14 protein-coding genes are annotated in these 15,191 nt (G+C 66.8%); 7 read left to right on the top strand and 7 right to left on the bottom strand.

The features are described from left to right. The first annotated feature begins 29 nt into the window (after positions 1 to 29). Both qcrA and qcrB read left to right on the top strand, forming a co-directional pair. Entirely contained in the window at positions 30 to 1,100 is a 1,071-nt protein-coding gene (gene qcrA / locus QCD75_RS08675; RefSeq protein ID WP_301227646.1) for a cytochrome bc1 complex Rieske iron-sulfur subunit, read from the top strand. After that, entirely contained in the window at positions 1,078 to 2,754 is a 1,677-nt protein-coding gene (qcrB, locus tag QCD75_RS08670) for a cytochrome bc1 complex cytochrome b subunit (RefSeq protein WP_301227644.1), read from the top strand. The genes qcrA and qcrB overlap by 23 nt, the downstream gene beginning before the upstream one ends. Before the next feature lie 139 nt (positions 2,755 to 2,893). Here qcrB and QCD75_RS08665 read toward each other — a convergent pair whose 3' ends face one another. Further along, a complete protein-coding gene (locus QCD75_RS08665; RefSeq protein WP_301227709.1) occupies positions 2,894 to 3,661 on the bottom strand; it encodes a GntR family transcriptional regulator in 768 nt (255 codons plus the stop codon). Between the two features lie 188 nt (positions 3,662 to 3,849). Between QCD75_RS08665 and QCD75_RS08660 the strand changes: the two genes are divergently transcribed. After that, positions 3,850 to 4,143, top strand: coding sequence for an HPr family phosphocarrier protein (locus QCD75_RS08660; RefSeq protein WP_301227642.1), 294 nt, complete (start codon positions 3,850 to 3,852; stop codon positions 4,141 to 4,143). Between the two features lie 142 nt (positions 4,144 to 4,285). On the opposite strand, the gene QCD75_RS08655 is transcribed toward QCD75_RS08660, so the two are convergent. From QCD75_RS08655 to QCD75_RS08635, 5 genes are all read right to left on the bottom strand, one after another. Then, the gene (locus tag QCD75_RS08655) at positions 4,286 to 4,687 is read right to left on the bottom strand and encodes a cytochrome c oxidase subunit 4 (RefSeq protein WP_301227640.1); all 402 of its coding nucleotides are present in this window, start codon (positions 4,685 to 4,687) and stop codon (positions 4,286 to 4,288) included. Further along, positions 4,684 to 6,408: an aa3-type cytochrome oxidase subunit I gene (gene ctaD, locus QCD75_RS08650; RefSeq protein ID WP_301227638.1), complete on the bottom strand. Its 1,725-nt coding sequence runs from the start codon at positions 6,406 to 6,408 to the stop codon at positions 4,684 to 4,686. The genes QCD75_RS08655 and ctaD overlap by 4 nt, the downstream gene beginning before the upstream one ends. 10 nt (positions 6,409 to 6,418) lie before the next feature. Next, the gene (ctaC, locus tag QCD75_RS08645; RefSeq protein WP_301227636.1) at positions 6,419 to 7,291 is read right to left on the bottom strand and encodes an aa3-type cytochrome oxidase subunit II; all 873 of its coding nucleotides are present in this window, start codon (positions 7,289 to 7,291) and stop codon (positions 6,419 to 6,421) included. 200 nt (positions 7,292 to 7,491) lie between these two features. Continuing rightward, on the bottom strand, positions 7,492 to 7,881 hold the full coding sequence (locus tag QCD75_RS08640; protein ID WP_024368088.1) for a HesB/IscA family protein: 390 nt from the start codon (positions 7,879 to 7,881) through the stop codon (positions 7,492 to 7,494). Positions 7,882 to 8,053: 172 nt separating this feature from the next. Next, the gene (locus QCD75_RS08635) at positions 8,054 to 9,484 is read right to left on the bottom strand and encodes a dipeptidase (protein ID WP_301227633.1); all 1,431 of its coding nucleotides are present in this window, start codon (positions 9,482 to 9,484) and stop codon (positions 8,054 to 8,056) included. 106 nt (positions 9,485 to 9,590) lie between these two features. On the opposite strand from QCD75_RS08635, the gene QCD75_RS08630 reads away from it, so the two are divergent. Next, positions 9,591 to 10,190: a DUF3043 domain-containing protein gene (locus QCD75_RS08630; RefSeq protein WP_301227631.1), complete on the top strand. Its 600-nt coding sequence runs from the start codon at positions 9,591 to 9,593 to the stop codon at positions 10,188 to 10,190. A gap of 93 nt (positions 10,191 to 10,283) precedes the next feature. Here the strand turns inward: QCD75_RS08630 and QCD75_RS08625 are convergent, their stop codons facing one another. Then, positions 10,284 to 11,357, bottom strand: coding sequence for a quinone-dependent dihydroorotate dehydrogenase (locus tag QCD75_RS08625; protein ID WP_301227629.1), 1,074 nt, complete (start codon positions 11,355 to 11,357; stop codon positions 10,284 to 10,286). Positions 11,358 to 11,424: 67 nt separating this feature from the next. Between QCD75_RS08625 and QCD75_RS08620 the strand changes: the two genes are divergently transcribed. The 3 genes from QCD75_RS08620 to QCD75_RS08610 are packed head-to-tail and all read left to right on the top strand — an operon-like array spanning position 11,425 to position 15,158. Then, the gene (locus tag QCD75_RS08620) at positions 11,425 to 13,122 is read left to right on the top strand and encodes an FAD-binding dehydrogenase (RefSeq protein WP_301227627.1); all 1,698 of its coding nucleotides are present in this window, start codon (positions 11,425 to 11,427) and stop codon (positions 13,120 to 13,122) included. 9 nt (positions 13,123 to 13,131) lie between these two features. Further along, positions 13,132 to 14,124 carry an alpha/beta hydrolase gene (locus tag QCD75_RS08615; RefSeq protein ID WP_301227606.1) on the top strand — a complete coding sequence of 331 codons (993 nt, stop codon included), beginning with the start codon at positions 13,132 to 13,134 and terminating at the stop codon, positions 14,122 to 14,124. Continuing rightward, complete coding sequence (locus QCD75_RS08610; RefSeq protein ID WP_301227604.1) at positions 14,121 to 15,158, top strand: alpha/beta hydrolase; 1,038 nt, start codon at positions 14,121 to 14,123, stop codon at positions 15,156 to 15,158. The genes QCD75_RS08615 and QCD75_RS08610 overlap by 4 nt, the downstream gene beginning before the upstream one ends. Positions 15,159 to 15,191: the final 33 nt, after the last annotated feature.

Raw genomic sequence — 15,191 nt, 5'->3', positions numbered from 1 at the left:
GCCGAGACGAGAGAGGGATGAGGCGAATTATGGGCAACCATAGTGACGGCAGTCCGAACCACTCGGGCACCGTAGCTACGGCTGGTCAGAATGAGGTGGAGAAGTTCCAGGATCCTGGAATTCCCCCGCATCGTTTGCGCCTGGCTGACACGGACCCGAAGGCCGCAAAGCGAGCAGAACGGCAGGTAGCCCTTCTTTTCGGGAGCTCGGTCGTTGGCACGCTGATATTCCTGGTGGCGTACTTTGCCATCGATCTGGGGGATGACACGTCGATCGCGACGATCCGGCTGCAGAATGCGCTGCTGGGCATCGGCACCGCGTTCGCCATGCTTGGGATCGGCACCGGAATCGTGCACTGGGCCAAGGCCCTCATGCCGGACCATGAAGTCTCGGAAGAGCGCCATGCCATCCGCACCGAGGAAGACCGTCTGGCCGCTGTCCGGATCGTCGACGACATCGTCGAGGAAACCGGCATCAAGCGCCGGCCGCTGATCCGCAACACCCTTCTGGGCGCCGTGGCGCTGGCTCCCCTGCCGGCCCTCGCCGTCTTCGGAGACTTGGGTCCGCGTCCAGACAACACACTGGCACACACCATGTGGGCACCCCAGGACGGCAAGCTCAAGCGGCTCACCCGTGACCCTGACGGCACCCCCATCAAGGCCGCCGATGTCACCATCGGCTCAGCTTTCCACGTTATTCCGGAAGGCCTGAACGAGTTGCACGAAGGCAAGTTGAACGAAAAGGCCAAGGCCGTCGTTCTGCTGATGCGCCTCAACCCCGAGTCCCTCAACCCGTCCCCCGGCCGCGAAAACTGGGGCTACAACGGAATTGTCGCGTACTCGAAAATCTGTACCCATGTTGGTTGCCCTGTTGCCCTGTACGAGCAGCAGACCCACCACCTGCTGTGCCCGTGCCACCAGTCAACCTTCGATCTGACCCAGGAATGCAAGGTCATCTTTGGCCCGGCCAGCCGGCCTCTCCCCCAGCTGCCAATCGCAGTTGATTCCGAGGGCTACCTGGTCGCCACGAGCGACTTCAAAGAACCTGTAGGACCTAGCTATTGGGAGCGTGATGAGCATGAGCGCAACCGCAACGCCTGATGCCCCCGCCTTCGTCGCCAAGACCAAGGGCGGCCGCATTACCAACTTCGTTGACGAGCGTGTAGGCGGCTCCGGGATCCTCCGTGAATTTGGCCGCAAGGTCTTCCCGGACCACTGGTCGTTCATGTTCGGTGAAGTGGCCCTGTATTCCTTCGTCATCCTGCTGCTCTCGGGCACGTTCCTGACCTTCTTCTTTGATCCCTCCATGGCGGAGACGCGTTACGCGGGCTCCTACATGCCCCTGAAGAACGTTGAAATGTCCGTGGCCTACAGCTCCTCGCTGAACATCTCCTTCGATGTCCGCGGCGGTCTGTTCATGCGCCAGGTCCACCACTGGTCGGCCCTGCTGTTCGTGGCTTCGGTGTCCGTGCACATGCTCCGTGTGTTCTTCACCGGCGCTTTCCGCAAGCCCCGCGAAATGAACTGGGTGGTGGGCGGCGTGCTGCTCATCCTCTCGATGGCTGCCGGCTTCACCGGCTACTCCCTCCCCGATGACCTGCTCTCCGGCAACGGCCTGCGCATCATCGACGGCGTGATCAAGTCCATCCCGGTGATCGGAACGTACATCTCGTTCTTCCTCTTCGGTGGGGAATTCCCCGGCACGGCCATCATCGGCCGCCTGTACATGCTCCACATCCTGCTGGTTCCCGCGCTCATCCTCCTGATGATCGTGATGCACCTCTTTATGGTGGTCGTGCACAAGCACACCCAGTACCCCGGTCCGGGACGCAACGACGGCAACGTCGTCGGCTACCCCCTCGGCCCGGTTTACGCGGCCAAGGCCGGCGGCTTCTTCTTCATCGTGTTCGGTGTCATCGCCCTCATGGCGGGCTTCTTCACCATCAACCCGATCTGGAACTACGGCCCCTACGACCCCTCCCCCGTTTCGGCGGGCACCCAGCCTGACTGGTACATCGGTTTCGTGGACGGCGCCCTGCGCCTGATGCCGGGCATCATCGGTGACTGGAAAGTCGAACAGATCTGGTTCGGGCATGTCTTCACCTTCAACGTGCTGCTCCCGGCCCTGGTCCCTGCGGGCATCATCTTCACCGTTCTCTTCACCTACCCGTGGATCGAACGCTGGATCACCAAGGACACCCGCGAGCACCACGTGCTGGACCGTCCGCGGAACGCGCCGACCCGGACCGCCATCGGCATGGCCGGCTTCGTCTGGTACTGCGTGATGTGGGCAGCTGCCGGCTCGGACCTTATCGCCACGCACTTCCACGTGTCGCTGAACGATGTGACGTACTGGCTTCGTGCACTGTTCTTCGTCGGCCCGGTCATCGCGTTCGTCGTCACGAAGCGCATCGCCTTGGCCCTGCAGCGCAAGGACCGCGAAATTGCACTGCACGGCCGCGAAACCGGCCGCATCGTGCGGCTGCCGCACGGTGAATTCATCGAGGTCCACGCCCCGCTCGACGAGTACAAGCGCTACAAGCTCGTCGGCTTTGAATCGCCGTCTCCGCTGCCTGCAGAGCCGAACGCCAATGGCGTCGTCGACAGCAAGGAAAAGCGCCGTGCGAAGCTTTCCCGGTGGTTCTTCGAGGACCGGGTTGCGCCGGCAACGCCCGCGGAGCTCGCGGCGGCCCATGGCCACGGCGACCACGAGGCTATTGAATCTGGCGAGACCCAGAAGACGCTCAGCCACTAACCGGCTGCAGTAGACACCAGAAAGGCCCGGTCCCTTAGGACCGGGCCTTTCTGCATCCCCTGGCACGACACACCAACGCGGGGTCACATCGCGCCCATCGGAGATTCCGGGATGGGCGCGATGTGACCCCGCGTTGGTGTCAGGGGCGGTATCCGGAGGCGTAGTTTCGTGTCGGGCGGACGCCGGGCCGCTGCAGGGGCACCCAGAGCTTGTACCGGTCGGCCCGGTAATAGGACACCGAATAGTCCACCATGGCCCGGGCGACGAAGGCGTGGCGCTGGATCTTCAGCAGCGGCGACCCCACCTCGACGTTGAGCAGGCGCGCCGTCGACGGCGACGCAGCGGTCGCCTCGATCATGTCCTCGCCCCACTCCATCACCAGCCCGAACCGTTCGCTCAGGACGTTGTAGAGCGACGTCGGCGGCTCACCATCGAGCAGCCCGGGCACCCGGTGGGCGGGGATGAAGTTCTCGTCCACACTCATGGGTTCGTTGTCCGCCAGCAGGAGGCGGCGGAACCGCACCAGCGGCGTCCCCTCCTCCAGCTGGAGTTCCCGGGCCAGGAAAGCGCTGGCACCGATCTGCTCGAAGCTCAGGACTTTGGCGGCCGGGACCATGCCGCGGCGCTGCATTTCCTCGCTGTAGGAGGTCAGCTTGACCTGCAGATCGAGTTTGGGTTTGCGGACGAACGTCCCCAGGCCCACTACGCGCTCGATGACCTCTTCGCCGACGAGCGCATCGATGGCCTGGCGCACCGTCATCCGGGCCAGCCCGAACCGCTCGGCGAGGTCCCGCTCCGAGGGCAGCGCCGAGCCCGGCGGGCACGCACTCGCAATGTGGGCCCGGAGGATTTCCCTCAATTGGATGTAGATGGGCGTCCCGTTGTGCCGGTCGATTTCGCCCGCCATGGCTGCCGCGTCAGAGGGCGCCACTGCGCTGCCTTCCGGAATGAGTCATATCTCTAGGTTAAGCCACGCGGCGGAGAGGTCTAGACCACGCGGCCGTCCTGGTTCGCACGTGAACGCGGGCCCGGCTAGGCTTAAATCTGCCGGTGTCCCGCCGGCAGTCGAACCCCATGAGAGACGAGGGAGTCCCGTTGCCAGTTCGGAACGCAATCGTGCAGGCCGCCATCGGGCTGCACGCACGGCCTGCGGCACTGTTTGTCCGCGCCGTCCATGAAACCGGGCTGCCCGTCACGATCAGCAAGGACGGCCAGCAGGGTGTGGACGCCCGCTCCCTGCTCGAGGTCATGACCGAGGACTTCCACTTCGGCTGCGTGGTGAAACTCGCCGTCGCCCCCGAGGCCGTCCCGGCCCGCTACAGCCCTGACGACGTCGAGAACGCCCTGGACGGACTGAGAGACCTGCTGGAGTCCGCCCGCTCCCGTTGAGCGCCCTCCGGGTGCTCTGGTGCGGTGGCCGCCCGCTCCCCGACAGACGTTTGCACCACTCCCTGCAGCAGCAACGACGGCGGGCCCCACCATTTGGTGGGGCCCGCCGTCGTTGCTGACTCGTCTTGTGTCCTTGCAGACGTTAGTGCGCGTGGTCTCCGCGGCTGTATTCGTATACCCAGCCGACCAAGCCGACGACGGCAAGACCGCCCGCGATGTAGACGATCCAGAATCCTATGGCCAGGCCGAGGAATCCGGCCGCGCAGGCCAGTCCGAGGACCAGCGGCCACCAGCTCCAGGGGCTGAAATGGCCCTGCTCGCCGGCGCCCTCGTGGATCTCCGCATCGCTGCGGTCCTCCGGGCGCATTCCGACGCGCTTCGCCGTGAAGGCGAGGTAGGCGCCAACCATGCCGGCGAGGCCGCCAAGCAGAAGGATGCCGAGGGCACCGACCCATTCAGTCCAGCCGGTCAGGAATCCGTAGACCGCTGCCACCGGGATGAAGAAGAAGGCTCCGAATCCGAAAAGTCTTGATTCGATTTTCACTTGGCTTGATCCTTCTGTTCGGCGTTACCGAGCGCTGCCGCTGCCGGGGCAGGCGAGTCGATGGTGTAGGACTGGGACAGTTCGGGGTGGTGCAGGTCCAGGGCGGGACGCTCCGACCGGATCCGCGGCAGCGACGTGAAGTTGTGGCGCGGCGGCGGGCAGGAGGTTGCCCATTCAAGCGAGGCTCCGAAGCCCCACGGGTCATCAACCGTGACCCGTTCGTTGCTGCGCCAGGTGATGTAGACGTTCCAGAAGAACGGGATCAGCGACGCACCCAGGAGGAACGATGAGTACGTGGAGAACTGGTTCATCCAGGTGAAGTTGTCCTCCGGCAGGTAATCCGCGTAGCGGCGCGGCATGCCCTCGACGCCCAGCCAGTGCTGGATGAGGAAGGTGCCATGGAAGCCGAGGAACAGCATCCAGAAGTGGATCTTGCCAAGGCGCTCATTGAGCATCTTGCCGGTCCATTTCGGCCACCAGAAGTAGAATCCGGCGAACATCGCGAACACCACGGTGCCGAAGACCACGTAGTGGAAGTGGGCGACCACGAAGTAGGAGTCCGAGACGTGGAAGTCCAGCGGCGGGGAAGCCAGGATGATGCCGGTCAGTCCGCCGAAGAGGAACGTCGCCAGGAAGCCGATGCTCCACAGCATGGGGGTTTCGAAGGTGATGGAACCGCGCCACATGGTGCCGATCCAGTTGAAGAACTTCACGCCGGTCGGAACGGCGATCAGCATCGTCATGAAGGAGAAGAACGGCAGCAGGACTGAGCCGGTGACGTACATGTGGTGGGCCCACACGGTCACGGACAGCGCGGCGATGGAGATCGTGGCGTAGACCAGGCCCTTGTAGCCGAAGATCGGCTTGCGGCTGAACACCGGGAAGATTTCCGAGACGATGCCGAAGAACGGCAGCGCGATGATGTAGACCTCAGGGTGCCCGAAGAACCAGAACAGGTGCTGCCAGAGGACGGCGCCGCCGTTCTCCGGGTCGAAGATGTGCGCTCCGAAGCGGCGGTCCGCGCCGAGGGCGAAGAGGGCTGCGGCCAGCGGCGGGAACGCCATCAGAACCAGGATGGAGGTCACGAGGATGTTCCAGGTGAAGATCGGCATCCGCCACATGGTCATGCCGGGGGCACGCATGCAGATGATCGTGGTGATGAAGTTGACCGCACCGAGGATGGTGCCGAAGCCGGTGAGCGCCAGGCCAAAGACCCAGAGGTCCCCACCCACGCCAGGGCTGAACGTCGTGTTGGACAGCGGCGCGTACGCGAACCAGCCAAACGACGCCGCACCCTGCGGGGTGATGAAGCCGGAGACGGCGATGGTGGAGCCGAAGAGGAAGAACCAGAAGGCCAGTGCGTTCAGCCGCGGGAAGGCGACGTCGGGGGCGCCGATCTGCAGCGGCATCATGACGTTGGCGAAACCGGCGAACAGCGGCGTTGCAAACATCAGCAGCATCACGGTGCCATGCATGGTGAACAGCTGGTTGTACTGCTCTTTGGTCTGCAGGATCTGCATTCCGGGTTCGAACAGTTCGGCGCGGATCAGCAGCGCCATGACTCCGCCGAAGCAGAAGAACACGAAGGACGCGATCAGGTACATGTACCCGATGGTCTTGTGGTCGGTCGTGGTAATCCAGTTGACGACGATGCGCCCCTTGGATTTCGGTACTACGGGAGCCTCAAGGATCCCGGTGGGCTGGGAATAGGTAGTTGCCACGTCGCTCCCCTTACTTGTTTTCGGTCGGGGCCGGGTTGCGGTCGTACTCTTCGCCGAGCAGGCCGGTGTTGCCGTCCTGGCGCAGCTTTTCCAGGTGCGCCTGGAACTCGGCGTCGGAGACGATCTTTACGCGGAACAGCATTTCGGAGTGGTACTCGCCACAGAGTTCGGCGCACTTGCCGTCGTAGGTCCCCTCCTTGGTGGGGGTGAACCTGATGTAGTTGGTCTTTCCGGGGATCATGTCGCGCTTCTGCAGGAAGGCGGGAACCCAGAAGGAGTGGATGACGTCGCGGGCGTTCAGCTCGAGGTCAACCGACTTGTTGACCGGCAGGTAGAGCGTGGGCAGCTTTTCCTTGTCGATGTCGTTGCCGGTGAGGTGCGCCTGGACGCCGGCTTCGTGGACATCCGTGGGGATCACGTCGCCCTGCTTGTAATTGAAGTCCCAGGCCCACTGCTTGCCGCGGACGTCGACGACGACGTCGGCCGGCTGGGAACGGTTGTCAATCGCCTGCTGGTCCTGGTCGGTGAAGTAGAAGAACACCAGGACCATAAACAGCGGAATCGTCAGATAGAAGACCTCAAGCGGCAGGTTGAAGCTGTTCTGCCGGGGGAAACCCACGGTGCCTTTGCGGCGCCGGTAGGCGACGATGCACCAGATCATCAGGCCCCAGGTAATGACGCCCACGACCAGCGCGGCAATCCATGAGTTGACCCAGAGGTCCATGATGCGGTCAGTATGGTTGGTGGTGCCACGCTCGGTGGGCAGCCACCCTTTCTGTACCTCTGGTGAACATCCAGTCAAAGCCAACGCGCCGGCGAGTGCCAAGCCAGTGATCGTAGTGATCTGTTTGCGTCGGCTGCCGGTTCGGTTCTGCGAACTCACAGACGGCCCTTCCTACTTGTTGCTGTCGCCCCGGGCCGGAAACTGGCTGTCAGGGCACACTAAAAGTTTTACTACTCGGTGTAGAGCTTACCGCTCCGCGCGAGTTTTCGCCCACATGTCCGCGCCGTGCGTCGGGACCTTTTTGCGGCGTCCGTTCGTTGGGCATCCTGCGGCACTAAGGCCGGGCAGTTTGCCCGGCCTTAGTGGAAGGAATCGCCGCAGGCGCAGGAGCCGCCAGCGTTGGGGTTGTCGATCGTGAAACCCTGCTTGGAGATGGTGTCCTCGAAGTCGATGCTGGCACCGCTGAGGTACGGGACGCTCATCTTGTCGACAACAACTTCCACCCCGTCGTAGTCGCGGACGGCGTCTCCGTCGAGGAGCCTCTCGTCAAAGTAGAGCTGGTAGATGAGGCCGGAGCAACCGCCTGGTTGGACGGCGACGCGGAGGCGCAGATCGGTGCGGCCTTCCTGCTCGAGCAGGCTGCGGACCTTGCCGGCCGCGACGTCGGTCAGTTTGACCTCGTGCGTGGCCAGTTCCTCGCCCGCCGTGGCGGTGGTGTCGGCGCTGTTTTCATTGGTTGTAGTGCTCATGGCCTACCTTCTGACGACGGTGGTGGCGGCGCCGCTCCCGCGGCACCCGCCCCTACTTTAACGGTACGGGCTATAGCTACATGCTACGTCGATCGGCACTGTAGCTCTAACTCCTGGCGTAACCGTCCCGGCCGGCTGGATGTTCCCTGCGGAACAGGGCCGGCCCGGCCGTTCAGGCCCGCCCTTCCTCATTCAGCCGGGCCAGCATCAGCGCCTCCGCCACGATGGCGTTGCGGAAGTCCCCGAGGTGGAGGGATTCGTTGGCGCTGTGCGCCCGCGAATCGGGGTCCTCGACGCCCGTGACGAGAATCTGCACGTCCGGGTACAGCTCGGTCAGGTCGGCGATGAAGGGGATGGAGCCGCCGATGCCCGTCTCCACGGCCGGGACGCCCCACGCTTCGCCGAGCGCCCACATCGCAACGCCGGCGGCCGTGGACGAGGTGTCGGTGCGGAAGGAGTTGCCGCTCTCCCCCGGGGTGAAGACTATGTGGGCGCCAAACGGCGCATTGGCTTCCACATGCCTGCGGACAGCCTCCATGGCCTCCGCCGGATCCTGGCCCGGAGCGAGCCGCATGCTGAACTTGGCCCGCGCCCGGGGCAGGAGGGTGTTGGACGCGACGTCCACGGCCGGGGCATCGAAGCCGATGATCGACAGTGCCGGTTTGGTCCACATCCGCGAGGCGATGGTGCCGGTGCCGGCGAGCCGGACGCCGTCGAGCACCGAGGCGTCGGCGCGGTATTCCTCCTCCGGCAGGTCGACCGAGACCTCGTCCCGGCTGACCAGGCCGGCAATCGCGACGTTGCCTTCGTCGTCGTGCAGGGTGGCGATGAGCCGGCACAGCAGGGTCGGCGCGTCCAGCACGGGGCCGCCGAACATGCCGGAGTGGACGGCGTGGTCCAGGACCTTGACCTCGATGGTGCCGTCGACCAGGCCACGGAGGCTGGTGGTCAGCGCGGGGATGCCGACCTTCCAGTTGCTGGAGTCGGCCACCACGATCACATCGGCGCTCAACAGCTCGCGGTGGATTTCCAGGAAGGTGCGGAAGGTCGGGGAGCCAGCTTCCTCCTCGCCCTCAAAGAAAAAGGTCACCCCGAGGCCAAGATCGTCCCCCAGCACCCGGGTCACGGCCGCGTACGCAGCGATGTGGGCGAGGATTCCGGCTTTGTCGTCGGCCGCGCCGCGCCCGTAGAGGCGCCCGTCGCGCTCGACGGCGGTGAACGGCTCCGTCTCCCACAGGGCCAGGTCGCCGGTGGGCTGCACGTCGTGGTGCGCGTAGAGCAGGATCGTCGGTTTGCCGGCGGCGGCCGGACGGCGTGCGACGACGGCGGGACCGCCGGGCGTCCCGTCCTCCTTGTCGCAGCGCAGGATCCGGACGTCGTTGAAGCCGCTGCCGCGCACCAGTTCCGCGACGGCCTCGGCGCTGGCATTCAGCGGGGCGGGGTCGAAACTGGGCCATGCGATGCCCGGAATGGCAACGAGCTCTTTCAACTGGGCGATCGTGGTGTCGAAGGATTCGGAGACGGCCTGGCGGAGGGCCTCGGTGGAGACGTTTCCAACACGGCCTGCAGCGGTTTGCGGGTTCCCCGCGGGTGATGAAGTCATGGCCAGAACACTACCCGTGTCGCGGATCACCTCAAACAGGGCCACCGCGTCTTCTGCCCTGTATGGGCCGGGTCTCTCGCACGCCGCCCCGGGGTATTCTTTAGGGGTGTTTGGACGTAAAAAAGAAGCGCCAGCGGCGCAGGACAGTGTTGACCAGCAGGCGGTCGGGGCAACAGCCCGGGACTCCGCCACCGGCAAGGGCGCGCCCACGCCCAAGCGCAGCGCGCAAGTGGCTGCCCGGAAGCGCCCGCTTGTGCCGGAGGACCGCAAGGCCTCCAAAGCCGCAGAGCGCGCAGCGGTCCAGGAGCAGCGGCTCAAGATGCGCCATGCGATGGATACCGGCGACGAGAAGTTCCTGCCGCTGCGGGACAAGGGCCCGCAGAAGCGCTTCGCCCGTGACTTTGTGGACGCGCGCTTCAGCCTCGGCGAGTACCTGATGTTCGGCGCCCTGCTCTTCGTGGTCGTCTCACTCCTCGTCCCCGCGTCCAGTCCCCAGATGGTTTACGTCCTGGGCGGATTCTGGGTGATGTTCCTGGCCGTCTTCGTCGACGTCTTCATCCTGTCCCGGAAGCTCAAGAAACGCCTGGAGCAGAAGTTCGGCGACGTGGAACGCGGCACCATCTGGTACGGCTCCATGCGCTCACTCCAGTACCGCCGGCTGCGTCTTCCCAAGCCCCTCGTCAAGCGCGGCGAATACCCCGCCTGATTCACGCATTCAACAAGGAGAGCCCCCGGCAGCAGGACTGCCGGGGGCTCTGTCGTGCCACGTCGCGGTGCCGGAGCCCTGGGGCTGCTGGGCCTAGCGCCGGGAGGGGTGTTTCGCGAGCAGCCGGTTGATGCGGGCCGCCCAGAACGGGCCTTCGTAGAGGAACGCAGTGTAGCCCTGCACCAGGGTGGCGCCGGCGTCGAGGCGCTGCTGGACGTCCTGCGCCGTCTCGACGCCGCCCACCGAGACCAGGGTCAGCCTGCCGCCGGTTGCTTCCTTCAGCCGGGCCAGCACTTCCAGCGACCGCTGCTTCAAGGGGGCCCCGGAAAGCCCGCCGGCGCCGCAGGCGGCCACTTTCTCCTGGCTGGACGAGAGTCCGGTGCGGGCGATAGTGGTGTTGGTGGCGATGATTCCATCGAGTTTCAGGTCCAGGGCCAGGCGCGCGACGTCGTCGATGTCGTCGTTGCTCAGGTCCGGGGCGATCTTGACCAGCAGCGGTACGTGGCGTCCGGAAGCTTTGTCCGCTTCCTGCCCCACCGCGGTCAGCAGCGGGCGCAGTGTTTCCACATCCTGCAGCAGCCGCAGGCCCGGGGTGTTGGGGGAGCTGACGTTGACCACGAGGTAGTCGGCGGCGGGGGCCAGGCTGCGGGCGCTGATGAGGTAGTCGGCCGCCGCGTCCTCAAGTTCCACGGCCTTGCTCTTGCCGATGTTGACCCCGATCACGGGGCGGACCCCCGGGTGACGGCGCTGCAGGGCCGCCCGGGCGGACTTCAGGCGGGGCGCCACCGCGGCGGCCCCATCGTTGTTGAAGCCCATCCGGTTGATGACGGCCCGGTCCTCGACCAGGCGGAAGAGCCGCGGGGCGGGGTTGCCGGGCTGGGCCTGGCCGGTGATGGTGCCGACCTCCACGTGGCCGAAGCCCAACTCGGTCAGGGCCTCGATGCCGTGGCCTTCCTTGTCGAAGCCGGCCGCCAGGCCGAACGGCGAGGGGAACGTCAGGCCGAACGCCTGGGTCTGCAGTGACGCCGCCGGCGCGGTGAGCTTTTGCAGCACCCGTCCGGCGCCGCAGGAGTGAACGAGCCGGATGGCTTTGAAGCCGATTTTGTGGGCGCGTTCGGCGTCCATCCATGAGAAGGCCAGGCGGAAGAAAGTCGGATATACGCGCATGGCTCTAGTTTTCCGGTTCCGGCGGTCCAGACCAAACCCGGGTCCCTGCGGGCGCTAGCATGAAGCCATGACCAGCGACGGCGGAACCCCCGGCACGGCGGCCATACGGGCTGCCGGATCAGTGATCAACGCTGACGTGGTGGTGGTGGGGGCTGGACTGGCCGGACTCGTTGCCGCGGCACAGGCCTACGCGGCCGGCCGCCGGGTGGCTGTGCTCGACCAGGAGCCCGAGGCTTCGGCCGGGGGCCAGGCGCACTGGTCCTTCGGCGGGCTCTTCCTGGTCAACTCCCCCGAACAGCGACGGCTGGGCGTCAGGGACAGCGCCGGACTTGCCCTGGCCGACTGGATGTCCTCCGCCGCCTTCGACCGGCCCGGGGACGCCCTCGCCCGGGACTGGGCATGCGCCTACGTGGACTTCGCGGCCGGGGAAAAGCGTGCCTGGCTCGCCTCCCTTGGCGTGCGGCTGTTCCCCCTCGTGCAGTGGGCGGAACGGGGCGGTTACGGCCCCGACGGCCATGGCAACACCGTCCCGCGCTTCCACGTCGCCTGGGGAACCGGTCCCGCGCTGGTGGCGCCGTTCCTGGCGAAGCTGCGCGAGGGCGAGGCCACGGGCCGGGTGACGTTCCACTTCCGGCACCGCGCGGCAAATCTCGTCACGGCAGCGGGGCGGGTCACGGGGGTGCAGGGCGAGATCCTGGAGCCCAGCGGCGCGGCCCGCGGCGAGGCCTCCTCGCGGACCGCCGTCGGCAGCTTCGAAGCGGCCGGCGCTGCCGTGGTGGTGACCACCGGCGGAATCGGCGGCAACCACGCCACCGTCCGCCAGCAGTGGGCCGGGGGCCCCGCGCCCCGGACGATGCTGAGCGGTGTGCCGGCCTCGGTCGACGGCGAGTTCCTGGCCGCGGCTGCGCGTGCCGGCGGCAGCCTCATCAACGGGGACCGGATGTGGCATTACCCCGAAGGCATCCACAACCATTCGCCGGTCTGGCCCAGGCACGGGATCCGGATCCTGCCCGGACCATCGTCCCTGTGGCTGGACGCCACCGGAAGCATGCTCCCCGCTCCCCTGTTCCCTGGTTTCGACTCGCTGGGGGCGCTGCGCCATATCCTCGGCACAGGCCACGACCACTCCTGGTTCGTGCTCAACAGGACCATCGCCCTCAAGGAGTTTGCCCTCTCCGGCTCGGAACAGAATCCCGACCTCACCGGCAAGGACGTCCGGCTCCTGGTTTCCCGGCTGAAGCCCGGCAGCGACGGCCCCCTGCAGCACTTCCTGGACCACGGAGTCGACTTCCTGCAGGCCGGCACCCCCGCCGGACTCGCCGCCGCAATGAACTCCCTCACCGGCCGGCGGCTGATTGACCCCGACGGACTGGACCGGCTGATCCGGTCCCGGGACCGGCAATTCGACAGCGGCCTGGGCAAAGACCCGCAGCTCGCCGCGATCCGCGCCGCCCGCCGTTTCGCCACCGACAGGATCATGCGGGTGGCGCCCCCGCACCGGATGCTGGACCCCAAGCACGGGCCACTGCTGGCGGTGCGGCTCTCGGTGCTCACGCGCAAGAGCCTGGGCGGGCTCCACACCGACCTGCAGTCCCGGGTTCTTGACGGATCCGGCCAGCCCGTCCCCGGCCTCTTCGCCGCCGGGGAAGCTGCCGGCTTCGGCGGCGGCGGGATCCACGGCTACCGCGCCCTCGAGGGAACCTTCCTCGGCGGCTGCCTCTTTTCCGGGCGCTCGGCCGGCCGCGCCGCGGCCTCGTCAGTCTAGGAGCCTGCCATGGAATGGGTGCCCGATATCCTCGGCGACGACTTCGAGGCCTGCGCCTTCCCGGCGGCCGGCCCGGACGGCGTCGAGCGGACCGCCACCCTGGTCCGGCACGTTCCCGGCGCCGGTGCCGGCATGTCCGGTGAGCGCCGGGCCCGGGCGGTGTTGTTCCTGCATGGCTGGAGTGATTACTTCTTCAACGCGGAACTCGCCGAATTCTGGACCGGCCAGGGCTTCGCGTTCTTCGCGCTGGATATGCACAACCACGGGAGAAGCCTCCGCGCGGACACACACGGCGGCTACGTGGCCGACCTGGACGACTACGACGCCGAGATCACCGCGGCGATCGGCATCATCGCTTCCCTGCACGCGGGGGACGCACCACCCTCTGTGGCGCTGATGGGGCATTCCACCGGCGGGCTGATCGCCGCACTCTGGGCCAGCCGGCATCCCGGGGTGGTCTCGCAGCTGATCCTGGACAGCCCGTGGCTGGAAATGCACGGCAGCCCGGCCTTGCGCCGCGCCGCCCGGACCATGGTGGAACCGCTGGCGCGGTTCTGGCCCGAGGCCATCATCCGCCTCCCCGAACGCACCTTCTACTGGCGCAGCATCAGCAGCGCGGCCGAAGGCGAATGGACGCTCGATGACACGTACCGCCCGCCCCGGGCGTTCCCCGTCCGCGCCGGCTGGCTGAGCGCCGTCCTCATCGGCCAGTCCCGGGTGGCGCGGGGGCTGAACATCGATGTCCCCATCCTCGTGCTGATCTCCGGGGCGAGCGCCAACGGGATGTTCTGGAAGGAATCGATGCGGCGCACCGACGCGGTCCTGGACGTCAACACCATTGCCCTGCGCGCCCTCAGCCTGGGCCGCACCGTCACGCTGGAACGGATCGACGGCGCCCTGCATGACGTGTTCCTGTCCGCCCCGCGCGTCCGCGCCGACGCCTACGCCCGGCTGGCCCGCTGGCTCCGTGCCTATGTGCTGGACGACGGCGGCACTGCATGAGGATTCCCGTGGTACTGCCGCTGTGGCGGGAAGACGCACTGGGCGACCGCTTTGAGAGCCTGGAACTGCCTCTGGCCGCCGACGACGAAGGCCCCGTTGCCGCGACCCTGGTGCGGCATACCGGCCCGGGCCGGGACCTTGCCGGGACTGCAGCGGCGGCCCAGGCCGCCCGGGACACACGTGCCCCGGAGAAGGTGGTCCTCTACCTGCACGGCTGGGCGGACTATTTCCTGCAGGCCGAACTCGCCGATCACCTCGTTGCCAGCGGATTCCACTTCTACGCCCTGGACCTGCGGAAGTTCGGGCGCAGCCTCCGCGAGTGGCAGACCCCCGGCTACACGGCCGACCTGGCCGTCTATGACGAGGACATCGCGGCGGCGCTGGCGGCGATCGGCTCCGACATCGCCGGCCGCACCGGCGGCTCCACGGCCCCGACCGTGCACCTGCTGGCGCACTCCCTCGGCGGCCTGGTGGCAGCGCTGTGGGCAGACCGGAACCCGGGGAAGCTGGGCACCCTGATCCTCAATGCGCCCTGGCTCGAACTGCAGGGCAGCAGCCTGATCCGGAACATCGCAATGCACCTGGTGGAACCGTTGGCGCGGACCGACCCGCGCCGGCCGCTCCTGCTGCCCAGCATGCCCGGATACTGGGACAGCGTGAGCGGCACGGCGCACGGGGAATGGGTGCTGGATCCCGTGTGGCGGCCGCGGGAGGCGTTCCCCGTCAGGCCCGGCTGGACGAAGGCTGTCATGGCCGGGCACGCTGCCGTGGCGCAGCGGCTCGACGTCAAGGCGCCGGTGCTGGTGATGCTGTCCGGACGCACCCGGATCCAGGCCGAGTGGTCCGAGGAACTCATGGACGTCGACGCCGTGATCGATGTCGAGGAAACGGCGCGGCGGGCGCTCGGGCTGGGCCGCCGGGCGGCCGTCTTCCGGTACCCGGGGGCCATCCACGACATCTTCCTGTCCCGCCGCGCGGTGCGGCAGGAAGCCTACGACGATCTCGTCCTCTGGCTGAGCCTCTACCCCGGCTGACCGGCCCCGCACCCGGACCGGGGCGGGCGCCCC

Source organism: Arthrobacter sp. PsM3 (assembly GCF_030433895.1).
In the GTDB taxonomy this organism is placed as follows: Bacteria; Actinomycetota; Actinomycetes; order Actinomycetales; family Micrococcaceae; genus Arthrobacter.
This window is presented reverse-complemented; position numbering and strand designations above follow the sequence as displayed.

Bases quoted from the DNA above. Each gene is read 5' to 3' on its own strand.
- QCD75_RS08615 (WP_301227606.1), top strand. From the start codon at position 13,132: ATGGAATGGGTGCCCGATATCCTCGGCGACGACTTCGAGGCCTGCGCC.
- QCD75_RS08640 (WP_024368088.1), bottom strand. From the start codon at position 7,881: ATGAGCACTACAACCAATGAAAACAGCGCCGACACCACCGCCACGGCG.
- QCD75_RS08635 (WP_301227633.1), bottom strand. From the start codon at position 9,484: ATGACTTCATCACCCGCGGGGAACCCGCAAACCGCTGCAGGCCGTGTT.
- qcrA (WP_301227646.1), top strand. From the start codon at position 30: ATGGGCAACCATAGTGACGGCAGTCCGAACCACTCGGGCACCGTAGCT.
- QCD75_RS08610 (WP_301227604.1), top strand. From the start codon at position 14,121: ATGAGGATTCCCGTGGTACTGCCGCTGTGGCGGGAAGACGCACTGGGC.
- qcrB (WP_301227644.1), top strand. From the start codon at position 1,078: ATGAGCGCAACCGCAACGCCTGATGCCCCCGCCTTCGTCGCCAAGACC.
- QCD75_RS08625 (WP_301227629.1), bottom strand. From the start codon at position 11,357: ATGCGCGTATATCCGACTTTCTTCCGCCTGGCCTTCTCATGGATGGAC.
- QCD75_RS08665 (WP_301227709.1), bottom strand. From the start codon at position 3,661: ATGGCGGGCGAAATCGACCGGCACAACGGGACGCCCATCTACATCCAA.
- QCD75_RS08620 (WP_301227627.1), top strand. From the start codon at position 11,425: ATGACCAGCGACGGCGGAACCCCCGGCACGGCGGCCATACGGGCTGCC.